The organism is Pedobacter nyackensis, assembly GCF_900176505.1.
Classification (GTDB): Bacteria; Bacteroidota; Bacteroidia; order Sphingobacteriales; family Sphingobacteriaceae; genus Pedobacter; species Pedobacter nyackensis.
This window is the reverse complement of record NZ_FWYB01000002.1, coordinates 247,405-271,851: the sequence shown is the minus strand read 5'-3', so window position 1 is coordinate 271,851 and position 24,447 is coordinate 247,405. Positions and strand designations below refer to the sequence as shown.

The window sequence follows — 24,447 nt, the reverse complement described above, 5'->3', positions numbered from 1 at the left end:
TTAACATTATAAACTAACATTTAAACCAAATGAAAGAACAAGTGGTTGTGGATATGGATTGAATGAGTTTTTGTAATCGTTACGGTCTGATGCACTCTTGTAGGGTGTCCAGAAACCAACATTATCTGCCTGTAGGTAAACACTGGCATTGGAGAGGTGGATCCGTTTGATGAACTGCTCGGGCAGGCTATAATTTACGCTGACGTTTTGTAAACGCAGACTGGTTTTTTTATGTAAAAAACGGGTAGAGTTACGGCCATTATTGGCATTTTCGCCCAATACGGTTTTGGGAATGTTACTTAAATCTCCCGGCTCTCTCCAACGATCCAGCAGGTTGGTCGACTGGTTGTCAGCCGCAAGATTACGCCCGTCAGATTCCGCGTCCCTTTGCAGGTTGCTGAAGGCATAACCTCCAACATTGTAAATCAACTGAGCAGAGAGACTGAAAGATTTATATTGAAAGTTATTAATCATTCCTCCAAAAAAATCGGGTGTTGATGTGCCTACTGTAACTCTATTGGTTAGATCAAAGGATCTGGTGATATTGCCTCGAGTGTCATACCAAAGTGGGGCACCATCACGTGGGTCTACACCTGCCCAGCGTACCAAATAAAAGGTCTTTGAATCTTTTCCTACTTCCCTGATGGTTTTGTCCAGTACCTTGGTATTGTTGTTATATAATTTAAGGATTTTGTTCCTGTTGCGGGAAATGTTGAATGTTGTTGACCATGCAAAGTTTTTATGCTCAATGTTTTTGCTTGTTAAGTTCATTTCTATACCCTTATTCCTTACCGAAGCCACATTTTGCAGAATATAAGTGAAGCCTGTTGTCCTGGTCACATCAACCTGGTCCAGCATTCCTTTTGTGGTATTTTGATAAACCTCGACCTCCATGGAGATTTTATTAAAGAAACCTAAACTGATTCCCCCATTCACTAAATAGGTGGTCTCCCAAGATAATGCAGGATTTTCTCCGGTAACCATAATCGCACCTTGTCCATCGTTATAAGTATAGCTATCGGTAAAACGATAGATTCCTTTAGCTTTGTAAGCGCCAATTCTCGAGTTTCCGTTTGTACCATAGCTTAACTTAAGTTTAGCAAAATTGATCTGTTTTATCTTCCAGAATTCCTCATTACTGAGGGTCCACGCAGCCCCAACAGAATTGAATGTTGCCCATTTTACATCTGTACCAAAATCGGAATTGCCATCACGACGGAAACTGCCCAATAAACTATATTTATTAGATAGGGTGTAACGGAATTGGCCATAATAGGATAAACCTGTTTTCTCATCTCCAGAAATGGTGGAAACAATTTTTTTACCGTAGTTTGGATCCCTTATGTTATCATCATCAAAACCCGATCCAGTTAATGCACTTGATTCTCTGTCATCACTTTTTGCCTCAGCACCAAGTAAAGCAGAAAACTCATGTTGCTTAATGGTTTTATTGAAGTTAAGGCGGTGCTGGCTATTCCAGTTAAAGCTTCTGCTTTTCCCAAATAATGCCTCACCTGTACCCCGGTCGCTGAAAGCATACATAGAGCTATACATATATTCTTTTATACCATTGTAGTTGATGCCATTCGTGGTCGTATAAGTAAGCTCCGGTAAGAGCTTTATCGTACCACCTATGCTTCCATCAATAACATTTGTTTTCTGAGAATTGTCATTGTAAATAGCATCAGTCAGCTTATTGTAATAGGCCATAACATAAGAACCGTCGGGGTTATAAGGACTGTCTACCGGTCTGTTGTTATAATAAGTATCACCCGGATTAAACATGTTATTGATGTTATGTGAAGCCCCTACTCTTAAAAACAAGTCAATTGATTTATTGACCTTTTGATCTATATTTATCCTGCTGGAAAGCCTTTGCGTACGATTTTTCATCATAATGGGCTCATTATTATAATAAGCGCCAGAAACATAATACCTGGTGTTTTTGTAGCCTCCAGAAAAAGAAAGATCATGTTGCATCGTTATTCCATTGCGAAAGTATACATCGTACCAGTCTGTGCTTGTCGGGCCCAAAAGCTGGTCTAGATCTTTAGTTTGGTCTAAAGCGGGATTGTTTCTGTAAGATTCTTTATACAATTCCCTGTATTCATTACCATCCAGGACATGAAAGCGGTTGTTGTTGAGTAGGTTAATACCTGTCCTAAGACTGTAGTTCAAGGTTCTTTTGCCAGCTATTCCCCGTTTAGTTGTAATCAATATTACCCCATTTGACCCGTCTGCCCCGTAAATAGATGTAGCAGTCGCATCCTTTAGCACTACAACAGATTCGATATCATTTGGATTTAAATAGGTTAAAGGACTGATACTTGTATTTACCCCGGGAATCAAATTGTTCTCACTACCCGTATTTAAGGGGATTCCATCCAATACCCATAGTGGTTCGGTTGAGGCACCAAAAGAGGCCTCTCCTCTGATTGTGGTTTGGTATCTGGTTCTGTTGCTGCTCGTATTGTCTGCCCCATCTTGAACCCCGAACTGCAGGCCCGGAACAAGACCTTCCAGTAACTTGTCTATTCTATCCAATGGTTTACGTGCGAGCTCTTTGCTGGTTACCTGAAATGCGCTTCCAATCTGATTTTCTTTTTTTTCTGATGTACCATATGCGGTAACAATCACCTCATTCAATTCGCCGGCAGCCTCAACCATAACCGCATCAATTGTTTTATTTCCATTGATGGCTATCTCTTTAGTTCCATAACCAATCATAGAGAATACCAGTGTGCCATTGGCTGGCGCCTGGATAGCATAAGTTCCATCGCTACTACTTGCCACTGCTTTCTTGGTGCCTTTTACGGTGATTACCACGCCTGGAAGTGTTGAGTCAGACTGTCCAGGACCTTCTTTTGATCTTATAGTTCCTTTAACTATGATATCTTCAAGCGTAGTCGGATTACTGGTATTCGCTTCAGAAATGATCACAGTCTGATCAATGATTTTATAAGCAAGCGCTTTTCCGGAAGTCATTTGCTTTAAAGCATCTTTCAGATCTGCGTTTTTAAGTTCCAGACTAACGGTTCCTGATTTTTTCAGGACAGCAGCATCATAAAGGAAAAAGAAGCCTGTCTGCTTTTTAATATCTAAGCATACACTTTCTATTCCTGCATTACGCACCGATAGGTTTACTTTTTGGGCATAACCTGAAGCTTGTACAGCCAGGCAGCCCATTATTAACAAGGAAATAGTTAACCTCATAACTAATAGTAGTTTTCTATTAAATGACCTGTATTTTCCCGCACACTTGCCGAGAAGGATTTGTTTCATATTTTTGTACGTGTTGGTTTTGAAAAAATTGATTGAATTCGATAACGATCAAATGAATACAGCCACACAATTTGTCCGGGAACATTGCAGTGTTCCCGGATTTTTTATGTCTGTGTTTAAATTTCTGGGGTTAGTAAAGGTTTATTTCATGTGGTTTAGGTTTTAGTTTTTATTTATTAAAGTCTACGGTTACAGTTCTGCCTTCCAGACTAAATTTTGTTCCACTTACAGCGTTCAACATTTCCAGCGCCTGGTTTAAAGTGGCTTGTCGGCGAATATTTCCGCTATATCTTTTGGTGTCAGGATTTCCCTTGTAAATAATTTCAACATCGTACCATCTGAACAGTTGGTTCATGATGTCGGTCATCAGATCTTCTTTAAAATAAAATGCACCTTCTTTCCAGGCTATTGATTTGTAGGTGTCGGTCTTATGGATGTTTACAGCACCATTGTTTACCACAGCTTCTTCGCCTGGTTTTAACAGTTGTGGTTTGCCACCTTCAGTTACTTTTACTGAACCCTCAATCAGAGTAGTTTTACTTTTGCCACTAAAAGTGCTGATGTTAAAATGTGTACCCAATACCTCTACCTCAGTTTTATTAAACGCAACTTTAAAGGGCATATCCTTGTTGTGTGCAACTTCAAAGTAAGCCTCGCCGGTAAGTTCTACCCTGCGCTCGCTTTTATTGAAGCTGGTAGGAAAGCGTAGTGAGGATACGGCATTTAACCACACTTTAGTGCCATCAGGAAGAATCATTTTGTATTCACCAGCCCTGGGGGTTTTTAGCAGGTTATAGCCTTTTCGGTTATTTCTATTTTCTTCGGGATTGAAAGCCAGTACTCCTTTTTTTGCCCACATAGTTGGTTTGCCATTTTTACCGACTAAAGATAGATTGGCATCACTCAGGTCGATAACTGACCCATCGGCCAACTGAAGCACAGCCTTTTTACTTCCCGGCATAATGTCGTGAACCGCTGCAGTTTCATTATTCCCTGATTTGATTTTTGCATTAAAGGTATAAACTCCAAAGCCTACACTGACAATCAGTATTGCTGCGGCACTATACCGTAGTATTTTACTCCATGCTAATGTTTTTGTCGGCTTAACAGCAATTTGTTTCGAAACATCTGCCCAGCCTTGATTAATATCTACCGCGCTCAAATAATTAATTTCCTTTTGTACATGTGTAGTGTTGCGGAATGATTCCACAAGTGCAGTGTTTTCAGGCGAAGCGTTGAGCCATTGTTGAAACTCTTTCTCCTCCTGAACAGATAGTTCTTTTTTCAGGAACTTAATGATGAGTTCTGACGTGCGTTTAAAATTGTTTTGCGTTTCCATAGATATCTATAAGAAACCTGAAAAACAAAAAGGGGTGAAAGAAACCTGAATTATTTTTAAATAATTTGATTATTTTAGAAGGAAGAGTGAAATAATAGCAAAGAAATCGGGATTTAAACGCGTTTTTAGTAACTGTAGCCCCCTTTTTTTCTGCGTTTTAACCGTGTTTATGCTGATGCCGAGCTCAGCAGCAATTTGAGGGTTTTTTAACCCCTCCAGATAACCCATGCGGAAGATTTTCTGGCAATTGTCAGGCAAAGTAGTGATCACCTTGTGCAGTTCTGTCATCACTTCCGATCGGATCATTGAATTTAGAGCGATCGCATCTTCGGAAGGATCTGCTTCCTGATCATTTAAAAAACCATGTTCCAGTTTTTGTCTTCGTAATTTATTCAGACAGGCATTTCTTACTGATGTATATAAAAATGCAGTGCTGGATGCTGTGTTATAATCCGTCCACTCGTCCATGTTCCAGTAGGTAACAAAAACCTCCTGTACAATGTCTTTTGCCACATCGCCATCCTTTAAATATTGAATTGCGAAATGACACAATTTTGCATAATTGTCTCTGAACAATTCTTCGAATGAATAGGCAATATGTTGTGTTTGTTCCGACAATTCAATTGATGATGAATGAATTGGCTAAAGTAGGGTTTATGGGGCAGCATTACAAGGTTAAAAAATAACTGAAAGAAGAAGTTGGAAGATTATTGAGTCTTTTCTGATTGCATTTTGGCATGCCAAAATGAGACACAAGTAGGCTAATTTGATTAAGCAATCTTCATCTAATTTTTCTTCAATTGCATTAACCAAAATTTTATTTATTAAACTAACCAGCCAAGTATGACAAATCTAAGTTTAATTCCCCACTAGACGCATTTTTACAGGTGCACTCATTTTAGAAAAATTGTTGATGTGTAACAATTATAATGAGCAAGTATAATTTATAAGAATTGTACGACGAGGAGCTTTCTCCCGAATTTTATTTTAAATAGACACAGCTTTATTTTAAAGAATAAATATGAAAAAAACTATACTAAAAATAGTAATGAGCATGTTTGCGCTTCTGTTTACAACAGCTTCGCTATATGCTCAGACGATCAAGGTTTCAGGGACTGTGACCGATGATAAGGGCGAGGGGATTCCTGGAGTAAGTGTACAGTTAAAGGGTACAAAGACTGCATCGCAAACAGGAAGCGATGGTAAGTACTCGATTACTGTACCAAATGCAGAATCCGTATTGGTATTTAGCTATATCGGTTTTAATAAGAAAGAAGAAGTTGTTGGTTCCAGGCGTTCAATTAGCCCAAAACTGATACCTTCTTTATCTGATCTGGACGAAGTAGTTGTAGTGGGGTATGGAACCCAGGCGAAAAAAGATGTAACTGGGGCGATCAGCACGATCAGCGCAAAGGCAATTGATGAAAAGCAACCAATTTCGATCTTTGATGCCATCCAGGGTGCAGCGCCGGGAGTAAGGGTAATGACCGGCTCGGGTGCTCCTGGTGATGAAAGTGATATCACCATACGCGGAATGTCGACCCTTTCTGATGAGGGAGTTAAGCCGCTTTATGTGGTGGACGGGGTACCAATGAAAAATATCTCTTCGATTAATCCAAAAGATGTATTGTCTATAGACATCCTTAAAGATGCTGCGTCCGCAGCTATTTATGGTTCGCGTTCTGCTAACGGTGTTATTATCATCACAACAAAACAAGGGCAAGATGGCAAACCAATCATCAATGTTGATTATTTGAGAAGTTACAGTAACATCTCCAGAAGAATACCGCAATCTAACCGTTTACAGCGCCAGATGTTTGATCAACGCTCTAAGATTAGTCTTGATCCGCATCCGGATGATTCTACAGCATACAATAAAAATGCAGATAATGATTATCAGGACTTGATTACTCAAACAGGTATTCGCAATCAGGTGAGTCTTTCTATGAGTGGAGGTACACCTAAGTTAAATTATTATAACAGTTTACAGTATCTGGATGAGCAGGGTGTTATCCTTGCGAGTTTTAATAAACGTGCTACCATGCGTACCAATATAAAGTACGCTCCGTCTGACAAGATTAAACTTACTTCTCAATTGACTTTTAGTTATCAGAATAGAAATAACATCAACGAAGGTAAAGTAATACAGCAGGCACTACAAAGGGGACCACAACAAACCTTGTTTTTGCCTAATGGTGATTATATTTACGATAGTGGTGGGCGTAAAAACCCGATCGCTGAAGCCTATTTGCGTGAGAATTTAACAACGGCTTATAAGGGCGTTCTTTTCCAGGGATTTGACTTTGCGATCACTAAGGCATTAAATTTTCATGCTGATGCATCAGCAGATATTCAACTTTCAAGAAATACAACGTTTAATTCTAAGTTGCTTGAAAACACGGCTATCAGTACCGGTAGCGATGAAACTAAGATTCCGATCAGAACTCAGGGTAATGCCTTGTTTAATTATAAGAAAACCTTTAGCAAGGATCATAATGTAAACGCCCTTGTGGGTATGAACTTCGAAAGAAATAACCAGGATGAGATAAATATTGCAGGTAAGCGTTTTGTAAGTGAAAATGTACACACATTAAACGCGGCTGGTGAACTTACTTTAAGTGATATCTATACCAGAGGATCGGGATCAGCTTTGCTGAGCTTCTTTGGAAGGGTTGGTTATGACTATAAAGGCCGGTACTTGTTGAATGCTTCATTGAGAAGAGATGGTTCATCTGTATTTGGAGAGGAGAATCAATGGGGTTATTTCCCAGCTGTCTCGGCAGGCTGGAGGTTCAGCGACGAAAGTTTCATGAAATGGTCTAAAGGCGTTTTAACCGATGCCAAAGCCAGAGCAAGTTGGGGTATCACAGGTAACCAGGAGATTGGTGATTTTGATGCTGTCCAGCAATTTGTTTTTGGAACTTATTACTACAATGGCGTAAGTGGTGTGCGAACCAATACCAAATTAGGTAATAACAGCTTGAAATGGGAAGAAACTACGCAAACAAACTTTGGTTTGGACTTGACATTTTTAAGTGGTAAAGTGAGTTTTGTGGGAGATTATTATATCAAGAAAACTACGGATTTGTTGTATGAAGCTCCTCTGGCTTTGGAGGTTGGTTTCCCCGGTAAGGCAAGGATCAACGCAGGTTCTTTGCAGAATAAGGGTGTCGAGTTGATGGTTTCAGGATATCCTATTCAAACAAGAAATTTTACCTGGCAAACTTCTGTCAACTGGTCGATGGTAAGGAATAAAATCCTGAGCTTACCGGGTGGTGATTATGTAGATGATAACTGGTTGGTTGGAGAAGGTAAAGAGGCTGGTAACTTTTTTGGCTACGAGTACCTTGGTATTTATTCGTATGATGAATCTAATGCTTACACGGATGATTTCAAAACCAGGCTGATTCCTCAGTTTCAGAGAGATGCTCAAGGTAATGTAATCATATCTAAGACAATGCAGCCAACCTTGTTGGGCTATACTTACCCTGATGGAACTCCATATGTAGGAACTCCAAAACAATTGACAACCAATGGTACGATTTCAAAAGCCGGTGATGTAATCTGGTCGAACAAACCTGATGCAAACGGTAATTTGAATAGCAACATTGGGGTTGAAGATAAAATTGTAACCGGATATGGGCAACCAAGATGGAGCCTGGGCTGGAGCAACAATTTCACTTATAAAAACTTCTCTTTATCAGTTTCGTTATATGGAAACTTTGGTAACAGTATTTACAACGATAACAGAAGAAATACAGCATCTTTCTCTAATAGTAATACAACACCGGAGCCCTATTTTATCCTGAATATGCATAAATATCCAGGACAGATTACGGATTCTTATAACGGCGGTGATAAAACTGCGGATAACATCAGAAGAACTAATAACTACTATTTGGAAGATGGATCATTTATCAGGTTACAGAGTGCAAGGTTAGGCTATCAGATTCCATCAAAAATGGCTAAGAGAATGTACATGCAAAACCTAAACCTATATGTTTATGGAACTAACTTGTTAACGTGGACAAACTATAAAGGTTTTGATCCGGAAGTAAAACAAAATAGCGTGCTTAAGCCAGGACTTGATAATGGACAGTACCCGCGTAGAAGAGAATTTGGTGTGGGCCTTGGTATAACATTTTAATTGAAAGAGATCATGAAAAGAATAAGATTTACAATAATACTGCTTGGGGGCTTATTAGTTATGCTTACCAACACCAGGTGTAAAAAGTTTTTGCAGGTTGATCCGGTTTCGACTATTACGCCTGATAGTTTCTGGAAGGATAAATCGGATGCAGATGCCTGGATGGCGGGTATATATAATTCTATGCAGACTACCTTAAATACCAACTGGTTTGACTGGGGTGAAGTTCGTTCGGACAATATCAAAGGCGCCGGTACAGGGACATCACAGACAAAGTTTTTAAACAATTCACTATCAGCAGGTGATACTGATATAGGTGGAGCAACCAGTTGGTCGAACCTTTATACTACAGTCTCTTTGTGTAATTATGGGATAAAATACTATCCTCAAATGATCAGTCAGGATGTAGGTGGTGGAAGTGCCGTTTATACTGATTATTTAGGTCAGTGCTATGGATTAAGGGCATTAATGTATTTTTATGGACTTAGGGTTTGGGGAAGGATGCCTCTTTTAACGGAGCCTCTTGAAACTTATGGCCAGCCAACACAGTTCCCTAGATCGCCGATTGCTGATATTAAGAAGAGAATTCTTGACGATATTAATCTTGCCTTGAAAAACATTGGCAGCGTTAAGACAAATAAGTATAATATGCAAAAAGCAGCAGTTTATGCATTGCAAACTGATGTTTACATGTGGTTTCAACAGTATGATGAAGCACTGGTTGCTTCTCAGAGTTGTATTACCGAAAGTGGTTGTACCTGGGTAACGAATGCCCAAAGCTGGAAAAATATGTTTACAGATCCTGCTACATCAACTGAAACAATCTTTAACCTTTATTGGGACAATTTAGAGCGTGGTGGTGGTGTTGGTGTTTGTTCGAGATTTGCTTCAGGTTCGAATACCAACAATTACATGATGACGCCTAAAATATTCCAGGAGCTTCGTGAGCGGACTAATCCTGCTGACCCAACTAAACCAGCGGACGGTCGTTATTACACCAGTTTTGACTCGGTTTCTTTTAAAACGGTAAGTGACTATACTTCTTCAGTAGGTGGTTTTGGAAAGTTCACTATTTTTAATCCAAGTGCGAAAAGGAGCGATAATCAATTGGGCGGACAGTTTGAATATGTTGCCAATGGTGATTGTTCTGTGAAAATTCCTATTTATCGTTTCGCAGATATTATGTTGTTAAGGGCTGAGGCGCTTGCGCATAAATCAAGACATCAAGAGGCGCTGGACATTGTAAATACTGTGCGGTCGAGGGTGGGTTATACGGTTAAGGCATTACTTACCGATTATACCGGAGATCTGACAACAGGTATCGAAAGAACGATCCTTACAGAGCGACAGTATGAATTACTGGGTGAAGGGAAAAGATGGTTCGACTTATGCCGAATCGGAACCATATACGATTATACGAATGGTTATCAATACCTGACCAGTATTATGAATCCAATATTAGGAGGACGAAATGCTGCTAAGTATGAAGGAGTAAATGCAGGAAGGATTCTTTTTCCGATTAACTCTGCAGCATTTAATGCTAACCCTAAATTGTTGGGCGATCAAAATGCTCCATATGATGAATAAGATTAACAGTTTGGTACAACTAGAAAATATTAATATGAAAACTATTAAAAAATTGATCGCGCCTGCAATTCTTATATCGTGTATGGCATTTGCTGCCTGCGAAAAGTTGCCGCTGCAGAAAAACGAGAAGTATGAGCCGTCACATTACGATAGTAACGTACATATGAGTGTAGTCGATTTCATGAATTCCAGACCGGATATGTTTTCGGGGATGATAGATGCGATTGAATATGTAGATAAGGACCCAAATTATAAGGATGTAAAGCAACTCTATACCCAAAGTGGAAATACGTATTTGCTGCTCCATAACAATGCGACCACAAATATTGAGGATGCAAATAGCTACTTTTCTTTGAATAAGTTCTTAGATAAGGATCCAACAAGTCCGACCTATAATCAAACTGTTAAAGGATCAGCATGGAGTCAGTATCCGGTTGACAGGATAGCAAATATGCTTAGATATCATGTATTAAAGGGAGCTCAGGATTTTGATGCGATAGGTAAAGGAGGAAACAAATGGGTTGATACCTATGCTTTAAGTTCTACCAATGATTCAGCAAAAGTATACATGATGATGGAACCAACTCGCGATGGAGGATTGTTTATCAATAATTATTTGAATCCAGTAATTGCCAAGCTGAAACCGCGTACACCGGATTTGCATGCTACAAATGGAGTGATTCACGTAATGACGAGATTTATTACTCAGCCAAAAAGATCAGATATCATTAATACTAAATAGACTATGAAAAAGTTATATCATACAGGCATATTCATGATACTTTGCATCGTTGCAGTATCGTGCAAGAAAGAAGAAAAGGTTGAAATTGTAACTTTAAGTAAGGCCGGTGAGGAGTTTTATTTTGGTGAAAAAGTAAAAGTATGGGCCGGAACTCAAGGAGGTAACAATACTACGGTATCTTATAAGTGGACTGCTACAGGAGGAACCTTTGATGGCTGGCGTACACAAAATTTATTCGAGAATTTGTGGATAGCTCCTGTTAAAGCTGGGGAGTATACCGTGACAGCAAAGGCAGATTTGGATGGGAAGACGAGTGAGCGCTCAACAACCATGAGAGTAACCAAATATTTTTTCGATGAGTTTCAAAGCAGGTTCACCTTTGATGGGAATGGCTGGAGTACGTCTGATGTAGTTGATGCGCCAGTTAAGGTTATTAACGCAGATCCATTGAAGAGTACAATTGAAATTACTGCCAATACAGTTAATAAAACTGCAATTATAAAAAGGGATCTGAATCTTGCAGAATTAAAAATACCATTCTCATTGAGTACAAGGTTAGGGTGGAAAAGTTTCTTTCGCGCGGATCAGCCAATTATCGTTTCGATCTTTTTTCAACAGCCCAGGACTCATACGGACTATCCTTTCATGAGAGAGATCAGATGGGAATACTGGCCAACTGTAGATCCTGCAACTAAAGATAATTTTCAGCTCCGTTACGAAACATTTACGCCTTCATCAGGAATATCGAAATTTAGTGTAGCTGGTGCGGTACTGCCGGCTCCTCAAACACTAATCAATCCAATAAAGGGTAGAAATCCGATCTTTAGATCCGGCGATGGTGTGGAAAAAACGCTTGCTTTTGCAATTGATGCCAATAATATCTTTACCGCTTATGTTGATGGAAATCTGTGGGTGACAAGTGATGGTATCAAAAAATGGTTAGATTACTGCAAAGCTAATTATCCTGGTTTTGAAGATCCTGTGGGTTTACGCTTCCAAATAGCTTATCCTGGAAAAGCAAATACCACTGAAAAAGGAACCCTGGGTGTAATTAATAGTTTGTATATCAATAACGACGGTACTATAGTTAAATAATTGTCTGGTTTATGTTTATTAGCCGGGAAGTTAATGCTTTCCGGCTTTTTTTATGCGATAAGTTTCGCTATCAATATGATACACCATCTTATTTACGGCCTTTTGGCGGTAATATAGGTTGCACGGGTTTGAAAAAGAGGGGTGTTGGTGGTTGGGGAGTTTGGGGGACAATATATCACCCGGGAGTTTTGTATTGCGAAATGGGGCGACAGATTGGGTTATTGTGGTTAATGATGTGGCTAGTGCAAAGCAGGGAAACGTACGCTTAATGCTCAATAGCTTAAGCTTTGGATCAAATAAAAAGCTCAGTACAAAAAGTTTTGCCATTGGCGCTTTTTTGTACTGAGCTTAAAAAAATGTTTTTATAGAATTAATTAAGGTTTATTGTTCTTTTCTGCCTTTATCATTTCAGTTCCAGCTAGCAAGAAGGCACCTAAGCCGTGTGTATCATTTAATTCGGTAGGGCGGGTGTAATAAAATTTAAGTGCTTCATCCATGTTTGTTCCTATACAAACGTCCTGCATCTGACCATCTGGTGTAATTTTAGTTGCCAAACCTTTCCATCCCTCATTTGCGATTGTAATGTATTTTGGACTGATCCACCCTTCATTTACTGCATGTGCTACAGTGTAAATGTACATAGCGGTCACGGACGTTTCCAGGTATGAATCCGGTTTATCCAGCAATTGGTGCCATAAGCCAGTTGGATCCCACTTTTCGGGTAATGGTTTCGGTATCACTTTCCTGTGAAAAGACAAGTTTTGATCCCATTAAAGCGACCATTAGGAATGAATATTTCATATTTACTTTTTTATGTTTTTAGCGCGTATAGCCTTAACCTCTCCTACAGAAATTCCTCCTGCCTTATTTCCAAAGCTATTTCTAACGTAGGATAGTACATCCGCAATCTCCTGGTCTTTCAGAAAATTATGTGGCGGCATAATGTTGGTATATGTTTCTCCGTCTATTTCTTCACCAGTGGCAAGTCCGTTAAGAATTACTTTTATGAGTCTTTCTTTGTCGCCCAATACATGAGAAGTTTTACTAAGTGGTGGATTCATGTTTGGTACACCACCACCGTCAGCCATATGGCAGGCTAAGCAATACTGACCATATATTTTCTTCCCGTTGGCCATTACCGCTCCTGTAACTACCTGCGATTTTGCTGCAGGTGCGTTTTTGCCTTTTGTTTGAGCCGATAATTTTATACCACCTGTTGTTAAGATCAATAAGATCATTAAAACTCTATTCATTATATTTCTTTTATTTTTTACTGTAAACAATGCGATAAATGGTTCCCTTAGAGTCGTCTGTAACATATAGTGAGCCATCAGCACCTTGTGCAAGTCCACATGGACGGTGATCAGCTTTATTCATAGCGGCCTTTTCAGGGGTGCCGGCAAAGTTATCAGCAAAGATCTCCCATTCGCCTGAAGGCTTACCATCTTTAAATGGCTGGAATGCAACAAAGAATCCTTTTTGAGGTTCAGGTGCACGGTTCCATGAACCATGGAACGCAATAAAGGCACCGTTTCTATATTTTTCAGGGAACATCTTTCCGGTATAGAACAATAAACCGTTAGGTGCCATATGGGCAGGGAATGCGACTACAGGATCCAGATATTTAGGATCAGCTTCTTTTTTCTTGTTGCCACCATATTCCGGAGCTACGATCTTTTTACCTTGAATACCATCATAATACATAAATGGCCAACCTGCATTGTCGCCTTTCTTTAAAGCATACAAACATTCAGCGGGTAATTCTGCTGATTCTTTTGTGTTGTAAAGTTCCGGCCATGCGCTGTTCAGGTTGTCTCTGCCATGCTGCATTACATAAAGCTGATTGTTCTGTTGGTTCCAGTCTAAGCCTACTACATTTCTTAACCCTGTAGCATAACGTACTCCTTCACTATAACTTTGGTTCAGCTTATCTTTTTTAAATTGCCAGATCCCTGCTGCGGAGTCTAATAAAGGACATCCCGGGATGCCAGGTGATCTTAAGCCGCGATCTTGTTCCTGACAAGAGTTGGAAGGTACTCCGATATTTACATATATGTTTCCATCATTATCCATTACCAAAGACTTGGTTTCGTGCTGACGGCCCATTTTTAGCCCTTTAACTATTGTTTCTGGGTTGTTTGGATCGATTACTTCATTTTTTTCATTTAGTTTATACCTGAATACTTCTTTGTTTGATGAAGCGTAGAGATAGCCATCTTTCATGTAAATACCTGTACCACCGTAATTGCCAAAGCCGCCGGTAACCTGAGCTTTACCTTCACTATTCTCTTTTAGTACGATGATCCCTTTTTCTTCTTTTACCCTTGCTAGTTTTACATAGATTATGCCTTGAGGAGTAACAACAAGGTGCCTGGCTTTGGCACCAATATCGGCTACCTTTAAAGCACCAAATCCTTCCGGAAGTTTTAAGCCTACATTGTCGGCATCCGGTTTAGGTCCGCCCAACGAGGAGTCCCTAAAAGCGAATAAGGTAAAAAACGCCAATGCGCTTAGTAAAATGGGTATTAATAATATCTTTTTCATTGTTGTTTTTATTTGAGGATTTGGAATTTTTAGGATTGTCTATTTAACAATGTTAATTCCATTCTGGTTTTCTCTCCTTTTAACGCAATAAAGCAGTTGCGCACCACAAGATTGGAGCCTGGCCGTGTAAATCACCAATATTTCTTTTGCGGTCTAAATAATATTGCAGACTGTCTTTCTTATTTGTGCCTTCGCAAACTTCGGTAATGTCATTGTTTTCGTTGATATAGGTAATGACTTTAAGCCAGGCTTTCCGAGCAGATTTCCCATATACTTCTTTATCTAGCCATCCATTTTTCACGCCTGTAATCATGGCAAAGGTAAACATCCCTGTACATGAGGTTTCCGCCCATGATTCCGGATGATCTATCAGCTGACGCCACATGCCGTCTTCGGCCTGATATTTTAACAGAGAGGCCATCATGACTTTATAGCCTTTCATGATCCGATCGTAATTAGGATTGGATTTTGGTACTGATCTTAATAATTCGGCCATACCTACGGCCATCCATCCATCGCCACGTCCCCAGTAATAAGGAACATCAGGGGCATGATAAAACAATCCGTTAGGTCTTTGTAATTTATCAAGATAAAATACCATCTCTTTGGCTGCACGGTCTATGTATTTTTGATCGCCAGTGGCTCTGTAAGCCTGTGCTTGCAGTGCTGTGATCATAAACATATCATCGATCCATAGGCGGGTTTGCCAGGTATAGCCTTGATTGTAGAATTCATGTGATTCAGGTTTAACCCTTGGGCCTTCTGGCGGGCCCCATTGCTTATCGGCAATAGCGATCCCCATATCTAAATACCTTTTGTCTTTAGTTTGCATATATAGTTCCAATGGAACTGATCCAAATACACTATAATCTACGTGGTCAGGCACAGGAATCATTTTTGCCTCTTCGCCAAACAAGGGCTCAAATCGTTTTTGTAGTTTCTCAGCGAGCTGTTTGTTTTTGCTCTCTTTTGCAAAAGTTAATGCACCGTACCAGGTACAGGTTTCGGGGTAGGTTATTACCTTGGGAGGCGTTGTTCTGTTAAAGTTGGTATGGGGAGTAACATTAAAATGCTCGGCTACTTTTGTTCCAATCTCCCTTGGGGAGGTGCCTTTTGGCCAATTTTTTAAATCAGCATCTTTAGATTGTGCATAAAGACTGCCATTTTCTATCAATGTCATGGAAGATGCCAGGCAGACGATGCCTAAAATAGTGTTTTTATTCATAATTGTTGCTTTGTGGTCGGCGTTTGCTCGCTTGTTTGTTGATTATGTAATTAAAGTTAGCTTTTATTTAAAGCTTTGAAAATGGGCTAATTCCGGTCTTTTGCCATATGGCCGTGTTTTGAGCCATAATCTGCTGTTAATGGTAATATCGTTTAGAACTTGGCTAAATAGGGACAGTGTTTTTTAGCTGATTATTGTTCAATTGCAGATATGTATTCAACATTTAGAATTAAAAACGTTAAATTGTTTAACCATAAAACCAACATCATATGAAGAAGTATCTCGGTTTAGCTTTTATTGTCGCTTTATCTGTAAGCGCAAAGGCGCAACATCGTTTGGAAAAGCTTTGGGAAACAGATAGTGTGATTAACCTGCCCGAATCAGTATTGCCTGATATTAAAAATAAAGTATTGTACACGTCGGTAATGGGTAATAATCCCAATGATAAGGATGGTATAGGTGGGATAGCTAAGATTGGTGCCGATGGGAAAGTGATCGATTTGAATTGGATTACCGGATTGAATGCGCCAAAGGGACTGGCTCGCTTTGGAAATGTGATGTATGCTGCTGATTTAAGCGATGTGGTGGTGATTGATGTGGCAAAGGGTAAGGTGATGTTGAAGATACCTATTGACAGCGCAAAATTCCTGAATGACATTGCGGTGAGTGATAAGGGGATTGTATACGTGTCTGATTCGAGAACAAAACGTATCCATAAGATTGAGAAGAATAAGGCTGCTGTATATATGGAAAATATAAATGGCGTAAATGGTCTAAAGGTTATTGGTGACGATTTGTTTATTGCAGGGGGCAAGACGGTATGGAAGGCTGATGCGCAAAGGAAACTAACCAAATTTGCTGAACTGCCTAATGGTGGTGATGGATTGGAGCCAATTGGTAAAGGCGATTTTTTGTTTACCAGCTGGGGAGGTTATGTGTATTATATTTATGCGGATGGTAAATACGACTTACTGCTGGATACGCATTTAGAGAAAAAGAATACGGCTGATTTAGGTTACGATCCGGTGAAAAGGATTTTATATATCCCTACTTTTTACAAAAAGTCAGTTATGGCCTATCAGCTGAAATAATTCTTAACAAAGAATTTATATTAAGTGTTCAGATTCGTAATTTAAAACCTTGAAATTAGGAGCCTGATTTATTCAAATCAGCTAACACACATACAGGTTATAATTATGGAATCCAGAAGAGCGTTTATTAAAAAATCTTTGTTATTATCCGGCGCGGCGGGGCTAACTACTGTGCTGCCCGCATCTATACAGCGGGCGCTGGCCATCGACCCCAAATTAGGCAGTAGTTTTCTTGATGCCGAGCATATTGTAATCCTGATGCAGGAAAACAGGTCGTTTGACCATTGTTTTGGATCTTTACAGGGTGTAAGGGGATTTAACGACCCAAGAGCGGTAACGTTACCTGATCAAAAACCGGTATGGATGCAAACGAATGCCCTTGGCGAAACTTATGCTCCATTCCGCTTAAATATTAAAGATTCTAAAATTACCTGGACCGGCGATTTGCCCCACTCGAGGGCTAGCCAGGTTGATGCTTATCATAAAGGAAAATACGATCAATGGCTGACAGCCAAAAAATCAGGTAATAAAAAGTATAGTGATATACCTTTAACCTTAGGGCACTATACCCGTGAAGATCTGCCGTTTAATTATGCTATGGCTGATGCTTTTACTGTATGCGATCAGAACTTTTGTTCTGCGATGACCAGCACTACGCCAAACAGGTCTTTTTTCTGGACCGGGAAAATTGGTTATGAGTTGGATGGTTTGCAGAAGATGAACATTAGAAATGACGATTTTAGTTATGGCAAGTTGCCATGGCGGGCCTTCCCTGAATTGCTGGAAGAAAATCACGTAGCCTGGAAGTTTTATCAGAATGATTTGAGTTGTGGAGGTGGGTATAAGGGGGAGGAACGTGCCTGGTTAGGTAACTTTGGCTGTAACTTACTGGAGTTTTTTGCGGCTTACAATGTGAAATTCTCTTCACGGTACGTGAGAAATCTGCAAAAATTAATTGAAACTCTCCCTGGTGAAATTAATAAACTGCAGGAAGCGAGCCCTACGAGCGATGCTGCAGCTAAAAAGATAAACGCGGATCTGACAAAAAAACTTGAGGCGCTGGATAATGCGACTTCAGAATTAAAGAAATGGAGTCAGGAGGAATATGCTAAGCTAACTGATCGTCAAAAAACCTTGTTTAGAAGTGCCTTTGTGATCAATTCTGGTGATCCGGATTATAGAAATATCACTACATTAAATTATAATGATGGTCATACTAAACGGGAGGTTACCGTTCCTAAGGGCGATATCTTGTATCAATTCAGGAAGGATGTAAATACCGGTAAATTACCAGCTGTCTCCTGGTTGGCAGGGCCTCAGAACTTTTCTGATCATCCGAGTGCACCATGGTATGGAGCATGGTATGTTTCGGAAGTGCTCGATATCCTGACCAAGAATCCGGAGGTTTGGAAGAAGACCATTTTTATCACCACCTATGATGAGAATGATGGTTATTTTGACCACGTTCCACCATTCTCTATTCCAGATGCTAAAGTTCCGGGAACAGGTTTGGTTTCTAAAGGAATAGATACAGAAGTAGAGTATGTAAGGCTGTCCAATGAGTTGAAACAAGGGATTCCGGAAAAGGCGGCCAGAGAAGCGCCTATTGGTTTAGGCTTCAGGGTGCCGATGTTGATCGCTTCGCCATGGAGTAGAGGCGGAAGGGTTTGTTCGGAGGTTTTTGATCATACTTCAACTTTGCAGTTTCTGGAAGTGTTTTTTAGTAAAAAACTGAACAAAAATATTCGGATAGAAAACATTAGCGACTGGCGTAGGACGATTTGTGGCGATCTGACTTCGGTGTTTACCCCTTTTAATGGTGAAAAAGTGGATAAGATTAATTTCCTTGACCGTAATACTACGGTTGAAACGATCTATAATGCCAAGTTTAAAGAGGATCCATCTGGATTTAAAAAGATAACTGATGCTGATGTCGCTGCATTTGCTGCGAATCCACGGGGTAGCGGCTTAATGTCTGTGCAGGAGAAAGGTATCCGTCCATCTTGTGCCTTGCCATACGAATTGTATGTTGATGGTAAACTTAATGCGGATAAAAAGAATTTCGAAATAAAATTAAAAGCAGGTAATGCTGTTTTTGGCAAAAGTGCTGCGGGAGCCCCTTTTACAGTTTATGCTCCTGTGAAATTTAATGATGTCGCAGGTGCTGAGGTTTGCAGGAATTGGTCTTTTGCTGTTGTTGCAGGTGATACATTGACCTATCAATGGCCGCTTGACAGTTTTGAAGGTAGCAAGTATCACTTGCGGGTAAATGGACCGAATGGCTATTTCAGGGAGTTTATCGGAATTGATAATAACCCGGATCTTAGGGTGCTTTGTGTGTATGAAGCTGTTTCAAATGGAAAACTGACCGGGAATGTACTATTGAAATTAATTAATACCAATGCCGCTAAGGCTTATGAGGTGTTGGTTAAAGACAATGGGTACGGCAAAAAAGAAATTAAAAAGAAAGTTGCCGCCGGTAGTGCACAAGAATTGGTGCTCGATTTAGAGGGTAGTCATGGATGGTACGATTTTAGTGTTTTAGTTGCCGGTGCAGATCGTTTTGAACAAAGGTATGCAGGAAGGGTAGAAACAGGAGTAGCAAGCTTTAGTGATCCTGTTATGGCGGGAATTGTATAGATTATTTGCGAGATAGATAAGAATGTTTAAATTGGTAGAAACTATTAAAGAGATCAGTTATGGCTAAAGAACATCAATATCAAGCGACACTTACTTGGGCGGGCAATAAAGGCTCTGGAACAATGGATTATAGGTCTTACGACAGGAGTTACATTATTTCTATCGAGAATAAGCCGGATATATATGGATCTTCTGACTCTGCATTTCTTGGTGATAAAACGAAGCATAATCCCGAAGATCTTTTATTGGCTGCCCTATCATCGTGCCATATGTTGTGGTACCTCCATCTTTGCTCGCAAAATGAAATTATTGTAATGGATTACAAAGACCAGCCGGTAGGAACAATGCTTGAAAACGCTGATGGGAGCGGACATTTTTCTGAGGTGGTATTGAACCCTGTTGTGGTGATTACAGATGAAGCGCAGATTGAACAGGCTAATGCCTTACATGAGCAGGCTAATAAAATGTGCTTTATAGCAAACTCCTGCAATTTTCCGATTAAGCATAATCCTAAGTGTATTGTAGAACGCAACTAAGCGTTCTACATATATTTTACTTCCCAGGTATACGTACCTGACTTAACATCAGTAATCACCCAGAAATTCCCATCGGGTTTTGCTGTTATACTTTTTCCATCCTTAAAGATTTGATCGCTTGCTGCCTGTTTGGGTAAATAGACAACTCCATTAGTATTGACTGGAAGCGTAGCACTTAAGCGGAACAATACAGGTGTTTTGTTAAAAGCCACGCGTATCTTTCCCCGTAAGGTCGATAGTTGTAGTTCGGCACTGCTTAGTGTGCCTGGTTGTGGCTTTATTTGCACGATGCCGAATGCATGAGATAATGGTTCTACGCCCATCAATTTCCTGACAATGATGTTGGAAGGAGCAGCGCCCCAGGCATGATTCCAGTCCTGATTGCCTTTGTAATCCGTATCCCAGGCTTCTGTAGTCATTGTTGAACCTACACGAAGCATGTTGTACCAGCTGCGTTTGTCTTTCGACGTTAAAAGCTGCAATCCATAATCTGCTTCGTTCGCGTCATATAGCGCATCCAGTAAAAACTGTGCCCCATATACACTACAGGCCATTCCTCTTGTACGCATATGAGCAAGCACGGTCGCTTTGTTTTCTTGCGGTACGAGGTCAAAAGCAAGGGCTAGCATGTTGGCATGTAATGAGCTGTGTTGGGTATCTTCCCCATCTTTTATTGTTCCTGTATTTGGGTCAAGGAAGCTACGTTGAAATGATTGTTTTACTTTTGCTGCCTGTAGGGTATAAAAGCCGGCATCTTCCTTTTCATCTAATGCCAACGCAAGATTCTTCATGCAGATTAGCGCCTGATAATGAAAGGCATTTACAACCGAATTGTAATCGGTAAATACAAAGCCATCGACTTCTCCCGGGGCCGATGGAGGTAATCCAATCCCTCCCTTTTGGGGCCAGTCTACAATATCATTAAGTACAGAATCGGAATTAAATTTGGCCATGTTAATGGACCTGGTAAAGGTTTTGTCTTGTTTGCCGGTCCTGGTACTGATCAGTCCATCTGGCCGGGCCAGGGCCAGCAGTGTTTTCGGTTTCAACTTCGGATAGAGCGCTTTTACCGTTCTGATGTCTCCAGAATATAAATAATCATTCCAGGCAACCAGCAGATTTTGTAATGACCATTCTGTAGGCCAGGTAGCATTATGAATAAGGTATTCTAAAGACCTTTTGGCCATGTTAAATTCAACATCCGCGGCATAATGAGACAGCTGGTTGATTAGTGCATCTGCTTCGTAGGGAATACGTTCCCGATCGCCATCCACGTATAGTCCTGTAAAGGTAGTTGCTTTGATGGTGTATTTGGAGAGGTCCCAAATCTGGTTTAAAAGGGTGTCTGAACTTTTAAATACTGTGGCATCATCGTCAAAGGCATAATTTACAACGTATCGCTGCAGTCCAGTTACTTTTAATGTCTTGGCTGCTTTCTCCAATTCAACATAGCGAAAAGGTAATACTTCACCTATGTAATCTGGCATGTGTATGGCCCTGGGACCCGTGTTCTGTTTATTGGGCGAAAATTTAAGGTCGTAAATGTGTTCTCCTTTTTTTAGTGGTAAGGTTAACAAACGATAGCGGATAGCTCCTCTCGGTTTTCTTTCCACACGCCCCTCCGTATCTATAGCTTCCCCAATGTGGATCCTTAAGGTGTCATTTCCCTTTGCTGATCTGGCGCTTAGCGTTAACTGTCCGAAAGCATCTTTTCCAAAATCATAAAATGTGTTGCCATTGTTAAATTGTCTGTTGACAAGGGGTTTTTGTAATGATTTGGTAAGTGGTAGGTAAACCGTTTGGTAGGGTTTTAAGTGGCCATCGGTTAGGAAAGCACTGGGTTTTGAAAAGTGACTTGCGACCTTGTTATTGTTCCATACTCTGACCTTCCAATAATAGACCGTATTTGAACTAAGGCTGTTTCCATTATATAAGATGCCTGTTTGTTGTTCTGTATCTACCTTGTCCGAGTCCCATAAATCTCCGATATTGGATTTAAGCTTCTGGAGAGAAGAGGCAATTAGTATTTGATAGGCAGTTTGGTAACTCCCCATTTTATTGCTATTTATAATCCATGAAAAATGAGGCTGTGCATTTCCCATGCGTGCCGTTTGGTAGGACGCGCCAGCCTCTTTTGCCTGTTGAAGTGTGAATTTAGTCAGTAAGCCATTTTTCCATACCTTATCTGTATGCAAAAGTAGATCTACACGCAGCTCAGAGGGCCGTTTAAGGCCTTGAGCGTTTGCATATATGGACGAAATAAACAGCGTAATTGTAAGCAGAAAGTAGGTCATCCGGTTTAGATATGAGTTGTTTAAGTGCATCTTTATTTTCTTGGATCAATTGATTGTGGCAGCCATACCCGGAATCGTGAGGCTTCACTGTTGGTATTACCTGCCGAAGCATAATCGCACAGCAATACAGATATAGGGTCATTTGGGCCTTCTTTGTGGGACTCAATTTTAAAATCTGCATTGAAATTCATCCAGAAATTGTTGGTTTTTATTCCAGCTGGTTGCAGGTCTATAAATCCTTCTTTGTTGAGGATAGGGGTTAGGGCGTCGTCTACATTTGGTCCGCCAAGGCGCATATCTCTCGCCAATACTATAGGGCCGCGTAAAATGGCAAAATTTTCTGAGTGTGCACCTGTATAAACCATCCGTCCGCGCATGTCGAGATCAAGACTGATTACATCTCCGTTTGTCCAGATTCGGGTAATTTCGGCGTATTGGCCCGGAGTAACTGAAGGTACAGGTTTACCGTTTACCTTTAAGTTGGTTTGTGCGCTCCAGGCAGGAATGCGGATGGAAATGGAAAATGGCTCTGTCTTTTTCATATTAATTTTAAATGTCACCTGACCAGATGTAGGATAACTGGTCTCTTGTATGATGGCCACAGATTGTCCTTTAGGTGTTGACAGCTGGTAGGTTCCGGGAACAAAAAAGTTGACTTGGAATCCTTTTGTATTGCCCATTACCGCTGTAAGAGGTAAGGTAAATAGTCCCCTAGGGCCGCTTGCGACACAGCAATTTAGTCCCATGCCACATTGTTCACCGCCTTCAAGTCTGTGTCCCGAAAGGGCACTGTATTTAGCCCAATCACTTCCATCTGGTTTCATAGCACCTAACAAGGCATTGTAAAAGGTCTGCTCAATTGCATCTGCATATTTGGCTGCAGCCGTTAATCTTAGGAGCTGTTGGTTCAGTTTGATCCAGGTGGCGGTTACACAAGTTTCCTGGTAATGATTTACAGGCAGTGCCTGCAAATCATTACCTCCAAACCAGGATTCTACGCTGGATCCCGAACCCACAATGTTAATCTCGGTCTCTTTGATGCTGCTCCAGGTATTTTCAACCGCTGTTTTGTATTCGGGTTTACCTGTTAAACGATAGAGTTCAAGTAAACCTTCATAGCAAGACATCATTTCATAAGCTTTTTGGCCTTGTTCCCAACCAAACCAGTTTTTAGGCTTTGGGAAGCGCCTGGCTACATCGATTCCAGATTTTTTAATCAGCTGTGGCCCATTTTCAGACTCCCATTGGCTTACAATTTCTTCCGCAAATTCCAGGTAACGTGGATCTTTGGTTCGACTGTACAAAAGACAAAGGGGCTCAAGCACGGATGATGCAGCCATACCGCGGTGGTTGCCTTTTTTTACGATCAAAACATGACGATCTTTTAATTCTTGCATCAGGTTGTCGGCTAGTTTTTTCGCGGCCTGAAGGCTCTTTGCATCTTTAGTCAGGTCGTAGTAAGCAATGAGACCAAGCATACAGTATTTTCTGCCCCATATGTCCCATTGGTCCAGCCTGCTGGCCTGAGTGTAATTGCCGATATAGCCATCAGGTGTTTGAGTAGCCATTAACCTCGCTACGGAATGATCAAGAACTGCCTTTAGTTTGGGGTCAGGGCGGTAGTGGTAGGCCAGAACAGCCGAGGTAAACCATTTCCCCCAAAACTCTGATTGCCAGTAACGGGTTTCAGTGCGGTTGTTAAATGGCTCAATCAAACGATCGGCATCCTGTGCAAGGATGCGGTTCAGGTATGCATTTTCTAGCTTCTGATCTATAAAGCCCTGAAGTTTGGCCGATACTGCGGGTTTAAGCTGATCATGAACTGCTTGTTTTTGGCCTAAGCAGATCATTGAAAAGGTCATCAGCAATGCTAATGTATAGATACGCTGTAAATGATGTGTATGAGCGAAATATGCCATGTGATT

General features: G+C 40.6%; 16 protein-coding genes. 7 read left to right on the top strand and 9 right to left on the bottom strand.

The features are described from left to right. Positions 1 to 6: 6 nt before the first annotated feature. From B9A18_RS05420 to B9A18_RS05410, 3 genes are all read right to left on the bottom strand, one after another. Positions 7 to 3,213 carry a SusC/RagA family TonB-linked outer membrane protein gene (locus B9A18_RS05420; RefSeq protein ID WP_235005239.1) on the bottom strand — a complete coding sequence of 1,069 codons (3,207 nt, stop codon included), beginning with the start codon at positions 3,211 to 3,213 and terminating at the stop codon, positions 7 to 9. Positions 3,214 to 3,451: 238 nt separating this feature from the next. Further along, positions 3,452 to 4,621, bottom strand: a complete 1,170-nt coding sequence (locus B9A18_RS05415; RefSeq protein WP_084287879.1) for a FecR family protein — start codon at positions 4,619 to 4,621, stop codon at positions 3,452 to 3,454. 69 nt (positions 4,622 to 4,690) lie between these two features. Next, positions 4,691 to 5,239: an RNA polymerase sigma-70 factor gene (locus B9A18_RS05410; RefSeq protein WP_159452608.1), complete on the bottom strand. Its 549-nt coding sequence runs from the start codon at positions 5,237 to 5,239 to the stop codon at positions 4,691 to 4,693. Positions 5,240 to 5,642: 403 nt separating this feature from the next. Here B9A18_RS05410 and B9A18_RS05405 point away from each other — a divergent pair, with 403 nt between their 5' ends. The 4 genes from B9A18_RS05405 to B9A18_RS05390 are packed head-to-tail and all read left to right on the top strand — an operon-like array spanning position 5,643 to position 12,192. Continuing rightward, entirely contained in the window at positions 5,643 to 8,768 is a 3,126-nt protein-coding gene (locus B9A18_RS05405) for a SusC/RagA family TonB-linked outer membrane protein (RefSeq protein ID WP_084287873.1), read from the top strand. 12 nt (positions 8,769 to 8,780) lie between these two features. Beyond that, the gene (locus tag B9A18_RS05400; RefSeq protein WP_144009408.1) at positions 8,781 to 10,355 is read left to right on the top strand and encodes a RagB/SusD family nutrient uptake outer membrane protein; all 1,575 of its coding nucleotides are present in this window, start codon (positions 8,781 to 8,783) and stop codon (positions 10,353 to 10,355) included. 34 nt (positions 10,356 to 10,389) lie between these two features. Beyond that, positions 10,390 to 11,097: a fasciclin domain-containing protein gene (locus B9A18_RS05395; RefSeq protein ID WP_159452607.1), complete on the top strand. Its 708-nt coding sequence runs from the start codon at positions 10,390 to 10,392 to the stop codon at positions 11,095 to 11,097. Between the two features lie 3 nt (positions 11,098 to 11,100). Beyond that, complete coding sequence (locus B9A18_RS05390) at positions 11,101 to 12,192, top strand: hypothetical protein (RefSeq protein ID WP_084287865.1); 1,092 nt, start codon at positions 11,101 to 11,103, stop codon at positions 12,190 to 12,192. A gap of 374 nt (positions 12,193 to 12,566) precedes the next feature. On the opposite strand, the gene B9A18_RS05380 is transcribed toward B9A18_RS05390, so the two are convergent. The 4 genes from B9A18_RS05380 to B9A18_RS05365 form a co-directional block, all read right to left on the bottom strand. Further along, positions 12,567 to 12,932, bottom strand: coding sequence for a glycoside hydrolase family 88 protein (locus B9A18_RS05380; RefSeq protein WP_159452606.1), 366 nt, complete (start codon positions 12,930 to 12,932; stop codon positions 12,567 to 12,569). A 63-nt stretch (positions 12,933 to 12,995) separates the two neighbouring features. Continuing rightward, a complete protein-coding gene (locus B9A18_RS05375) occupies positions 12,996 to 13,445 on the bottom strand; it encodes a c-type cytochrome (protein ID WP_084288757.1) in 450 nt (149 codons plus the stop codon). A gap of 10 nt (positions 13,446 to 13,455) precedes the next feature. Then, on the bottom strand, positions 13,456 to 14,736 hold the full coding sequence (locus B9A18_RS05370; RefSeq protein ID WP_084287858.1) for a PQQ-dependent sugar dehydrogenase: 1,281 nt from the start codon (positions 14,734 to 14,736) through the stop codon (positions 13,456 to 13,458). Positions 14,737 to 14,815: 79 nt separating this feature from the next. Further along, positions 14,816 to 15,961, bottom strand: a complete 1,146-nt coding sequence (locus B9A18_RS05365; RefSeq protein WP_084287855.1) for a glycoside hydrolase family 88/105 protein — start codon at positions 15,959 to 15,961, stop codon at positions 14,816 to 14,818. Between the two features lie 269 nt (positions 15,962 to 16,230). Here B9A18_RS05365 and B9A18_RS05360 point away from each other — a divergent pair, with 269 nt between their 5' ends. The 3 genes from B9A18_RS05360 to B9A18_RS05350 all read left to right on the top strand — a co-directional run bounded on the left by B9A18_RS05360 (position 16,231) and on the right by B9A18_RS05350 (position 20,228). After that, the gene (locus tag B9A18_RS05360; RefSeq protein ID WP_084287852.1) at positions 16,231 to 17,052 is read left to right on the top strand and encodes an ATP-binding protein; all 822 of its coding nucleotides are present in this window, start codon (positions 16,231 to 16,233) and stop codon (positions 17,050 to 17,052) included. A gap of 105 nt (positions 17,053 to 17,157) precedes the next feature. Beyond that, complete coding sequence (locus B9A18_RS05355; RefSeq protein WP_084287849.1) at positions 17,158 to 19,692, top strand: phosphocholine-specific phospholipase C; 2,535 nt, start codon at positions 17,158 to 17,160, stop codon at positions 19,690 to 19,692. Between the two features lie 59 nt (positions 19,693 to 19,751). Further along, entirely contained in the window at positions 19,752 to 20,228 is a 477-nt protein-coding gene (locus B9A18_RS05350; RefSeq protein ID WP_084287847.1) for an OsmC family protein, read from the top strand. A gap of 5 nt (positions 20,229 to 20,233) precedes the next feature. Here the strand turns inward: B9A18_RS05350 and B9A18_RS05345 are convergent, their stop codons facing one another. Further along, positions 20,234 to 22,522, bottom strand: coding sequence for an alpha-L-rhamnosidase-related protein (locus B9A18_RS05345; protein ID WP_084288756.1), 2,289 nt, complete (start codon positions 22,520 to 22,522; stop codon positions 20,234 to 20,236). Positions 22,523 to 22,554: 32 nt separating this feature from the next. Beyond that, a complete protein-coding gene (locus tag B9A18_RS05340; protein ID WP_084287846.1) occupies positions 22,555 to 24,441 on the bottom strand; it encodes a glycoside hydrolase family 127 protein in 1,887 nt (628 codons plus the stop codon). Between the last annotated feature and the right edge of the window lie 6 nt (positions 24,442 to 24,447).

What these genes read in the sequence shown, in the direction of transcription:
- B9A18_RS05365 (WP_084287855.1), bottom strand. Translation starts at nt 15,961, where the DNA reads ATGAATAAAAACACTATTTTAGGCATCGTCTGCCTGGCATCTTCCATG.
- B9A18_RS05415 (WP_084287879.1), bottom strand. Translation starts at nt 4,621, where the DNA reads ATGGAAACGCAAAACAATTTTAAACGCACGTCAGAACTCATCATTAAG.
- B9A18_RS05375 (WP_084288757.1), bottom strand. Translation starts at nt 13,445, where the DNA reads ATGAATAGAGTTTTAATGATCTTATTGATCTTAACAACAGGTGGTATA.
- B9A18_RS05350 (WP_084287847.1), top strand. Translation starts at nt 19,752, where the DNA reads ATGGCTAAAGAACATCAATATCAAGCGACACTTACTTGGGCGGGCAAT.
- B9A18_RS05355 (WP_084287849.1), top strand. Translation starts at nt 17,158, where the DNA reads ATGGAATCCAGAAGAGCGTTTATTAAAAAATCTTTGTTATTATCCGGC.
- B9A18_RS05420 (WP_235005239.1), bottom strand. Translation starts at nt 3,213, where the DNA reads ATGAGGTTAACTATTTCCTTGTTAATAATGGGCTGCCTGGCTGTACAA.
- B9A18_RS05345 (WP_084288756.1), bottom strand. Translation starts at nt 22,522, where the DNA reads ATGACCTACTTTCTGCTTACAATTACGCTGTTTATTTCGTCCATATAT.
- B9A18_RS05395 (WP_159452607.1), top strand. Translation starts at nt 10,390, where the DNA reads ATGAAAACTATTAAAAAATTGATCGCGCCTGCAATTCTTATATCGTGT.
- B9A18_RS05390 (WP_084287865.1), top strand. Translation starts at nt 11,101, where the DNA reads ATGAAAAAGTTATATCATACAGGCATATTCATGATACTTTGCATCGTT.
- B9A18_RS05400 (WP_144009408.1), top strand. Translation starts at nt 8,781, where the DNA reads ATGAAAAGAATAAGATTTACAATAATACTGCTTGGGGGCTTATTAGTT.
- B9A18_RS05360 (WP_084287852.1), top strand. Translation starts at nt 16,231, where the DNA reads ATGAAGAAGTATCTCGGTTTAGCTTTTATTGTCGCTTTATCTGTAAGC.
- B9A18_RS05370 (WP_084287858.1), bottom strand. Translation starts at nt 14,736, where the DNA reads ATGAAAAAGATATTATTAATACCCATTTTACTAAGCGCATTGGCGTTT.
- B9A18_RS05405 (WP_084287873.1), top strand. Translation starts at nt 5,643, where the DNA reads ATGAAAAAAACTATACTAAAAATAGTAATGAGCATGTTTGCGCTTCTG.
- B9A18_RS05340 (WP_084287846.1), bottom strand. Translation starts at nt 24,441, where the DNA reads ATGGCATATTTCGCTCATACACATCATTTACAGCGTATCTATACATTA.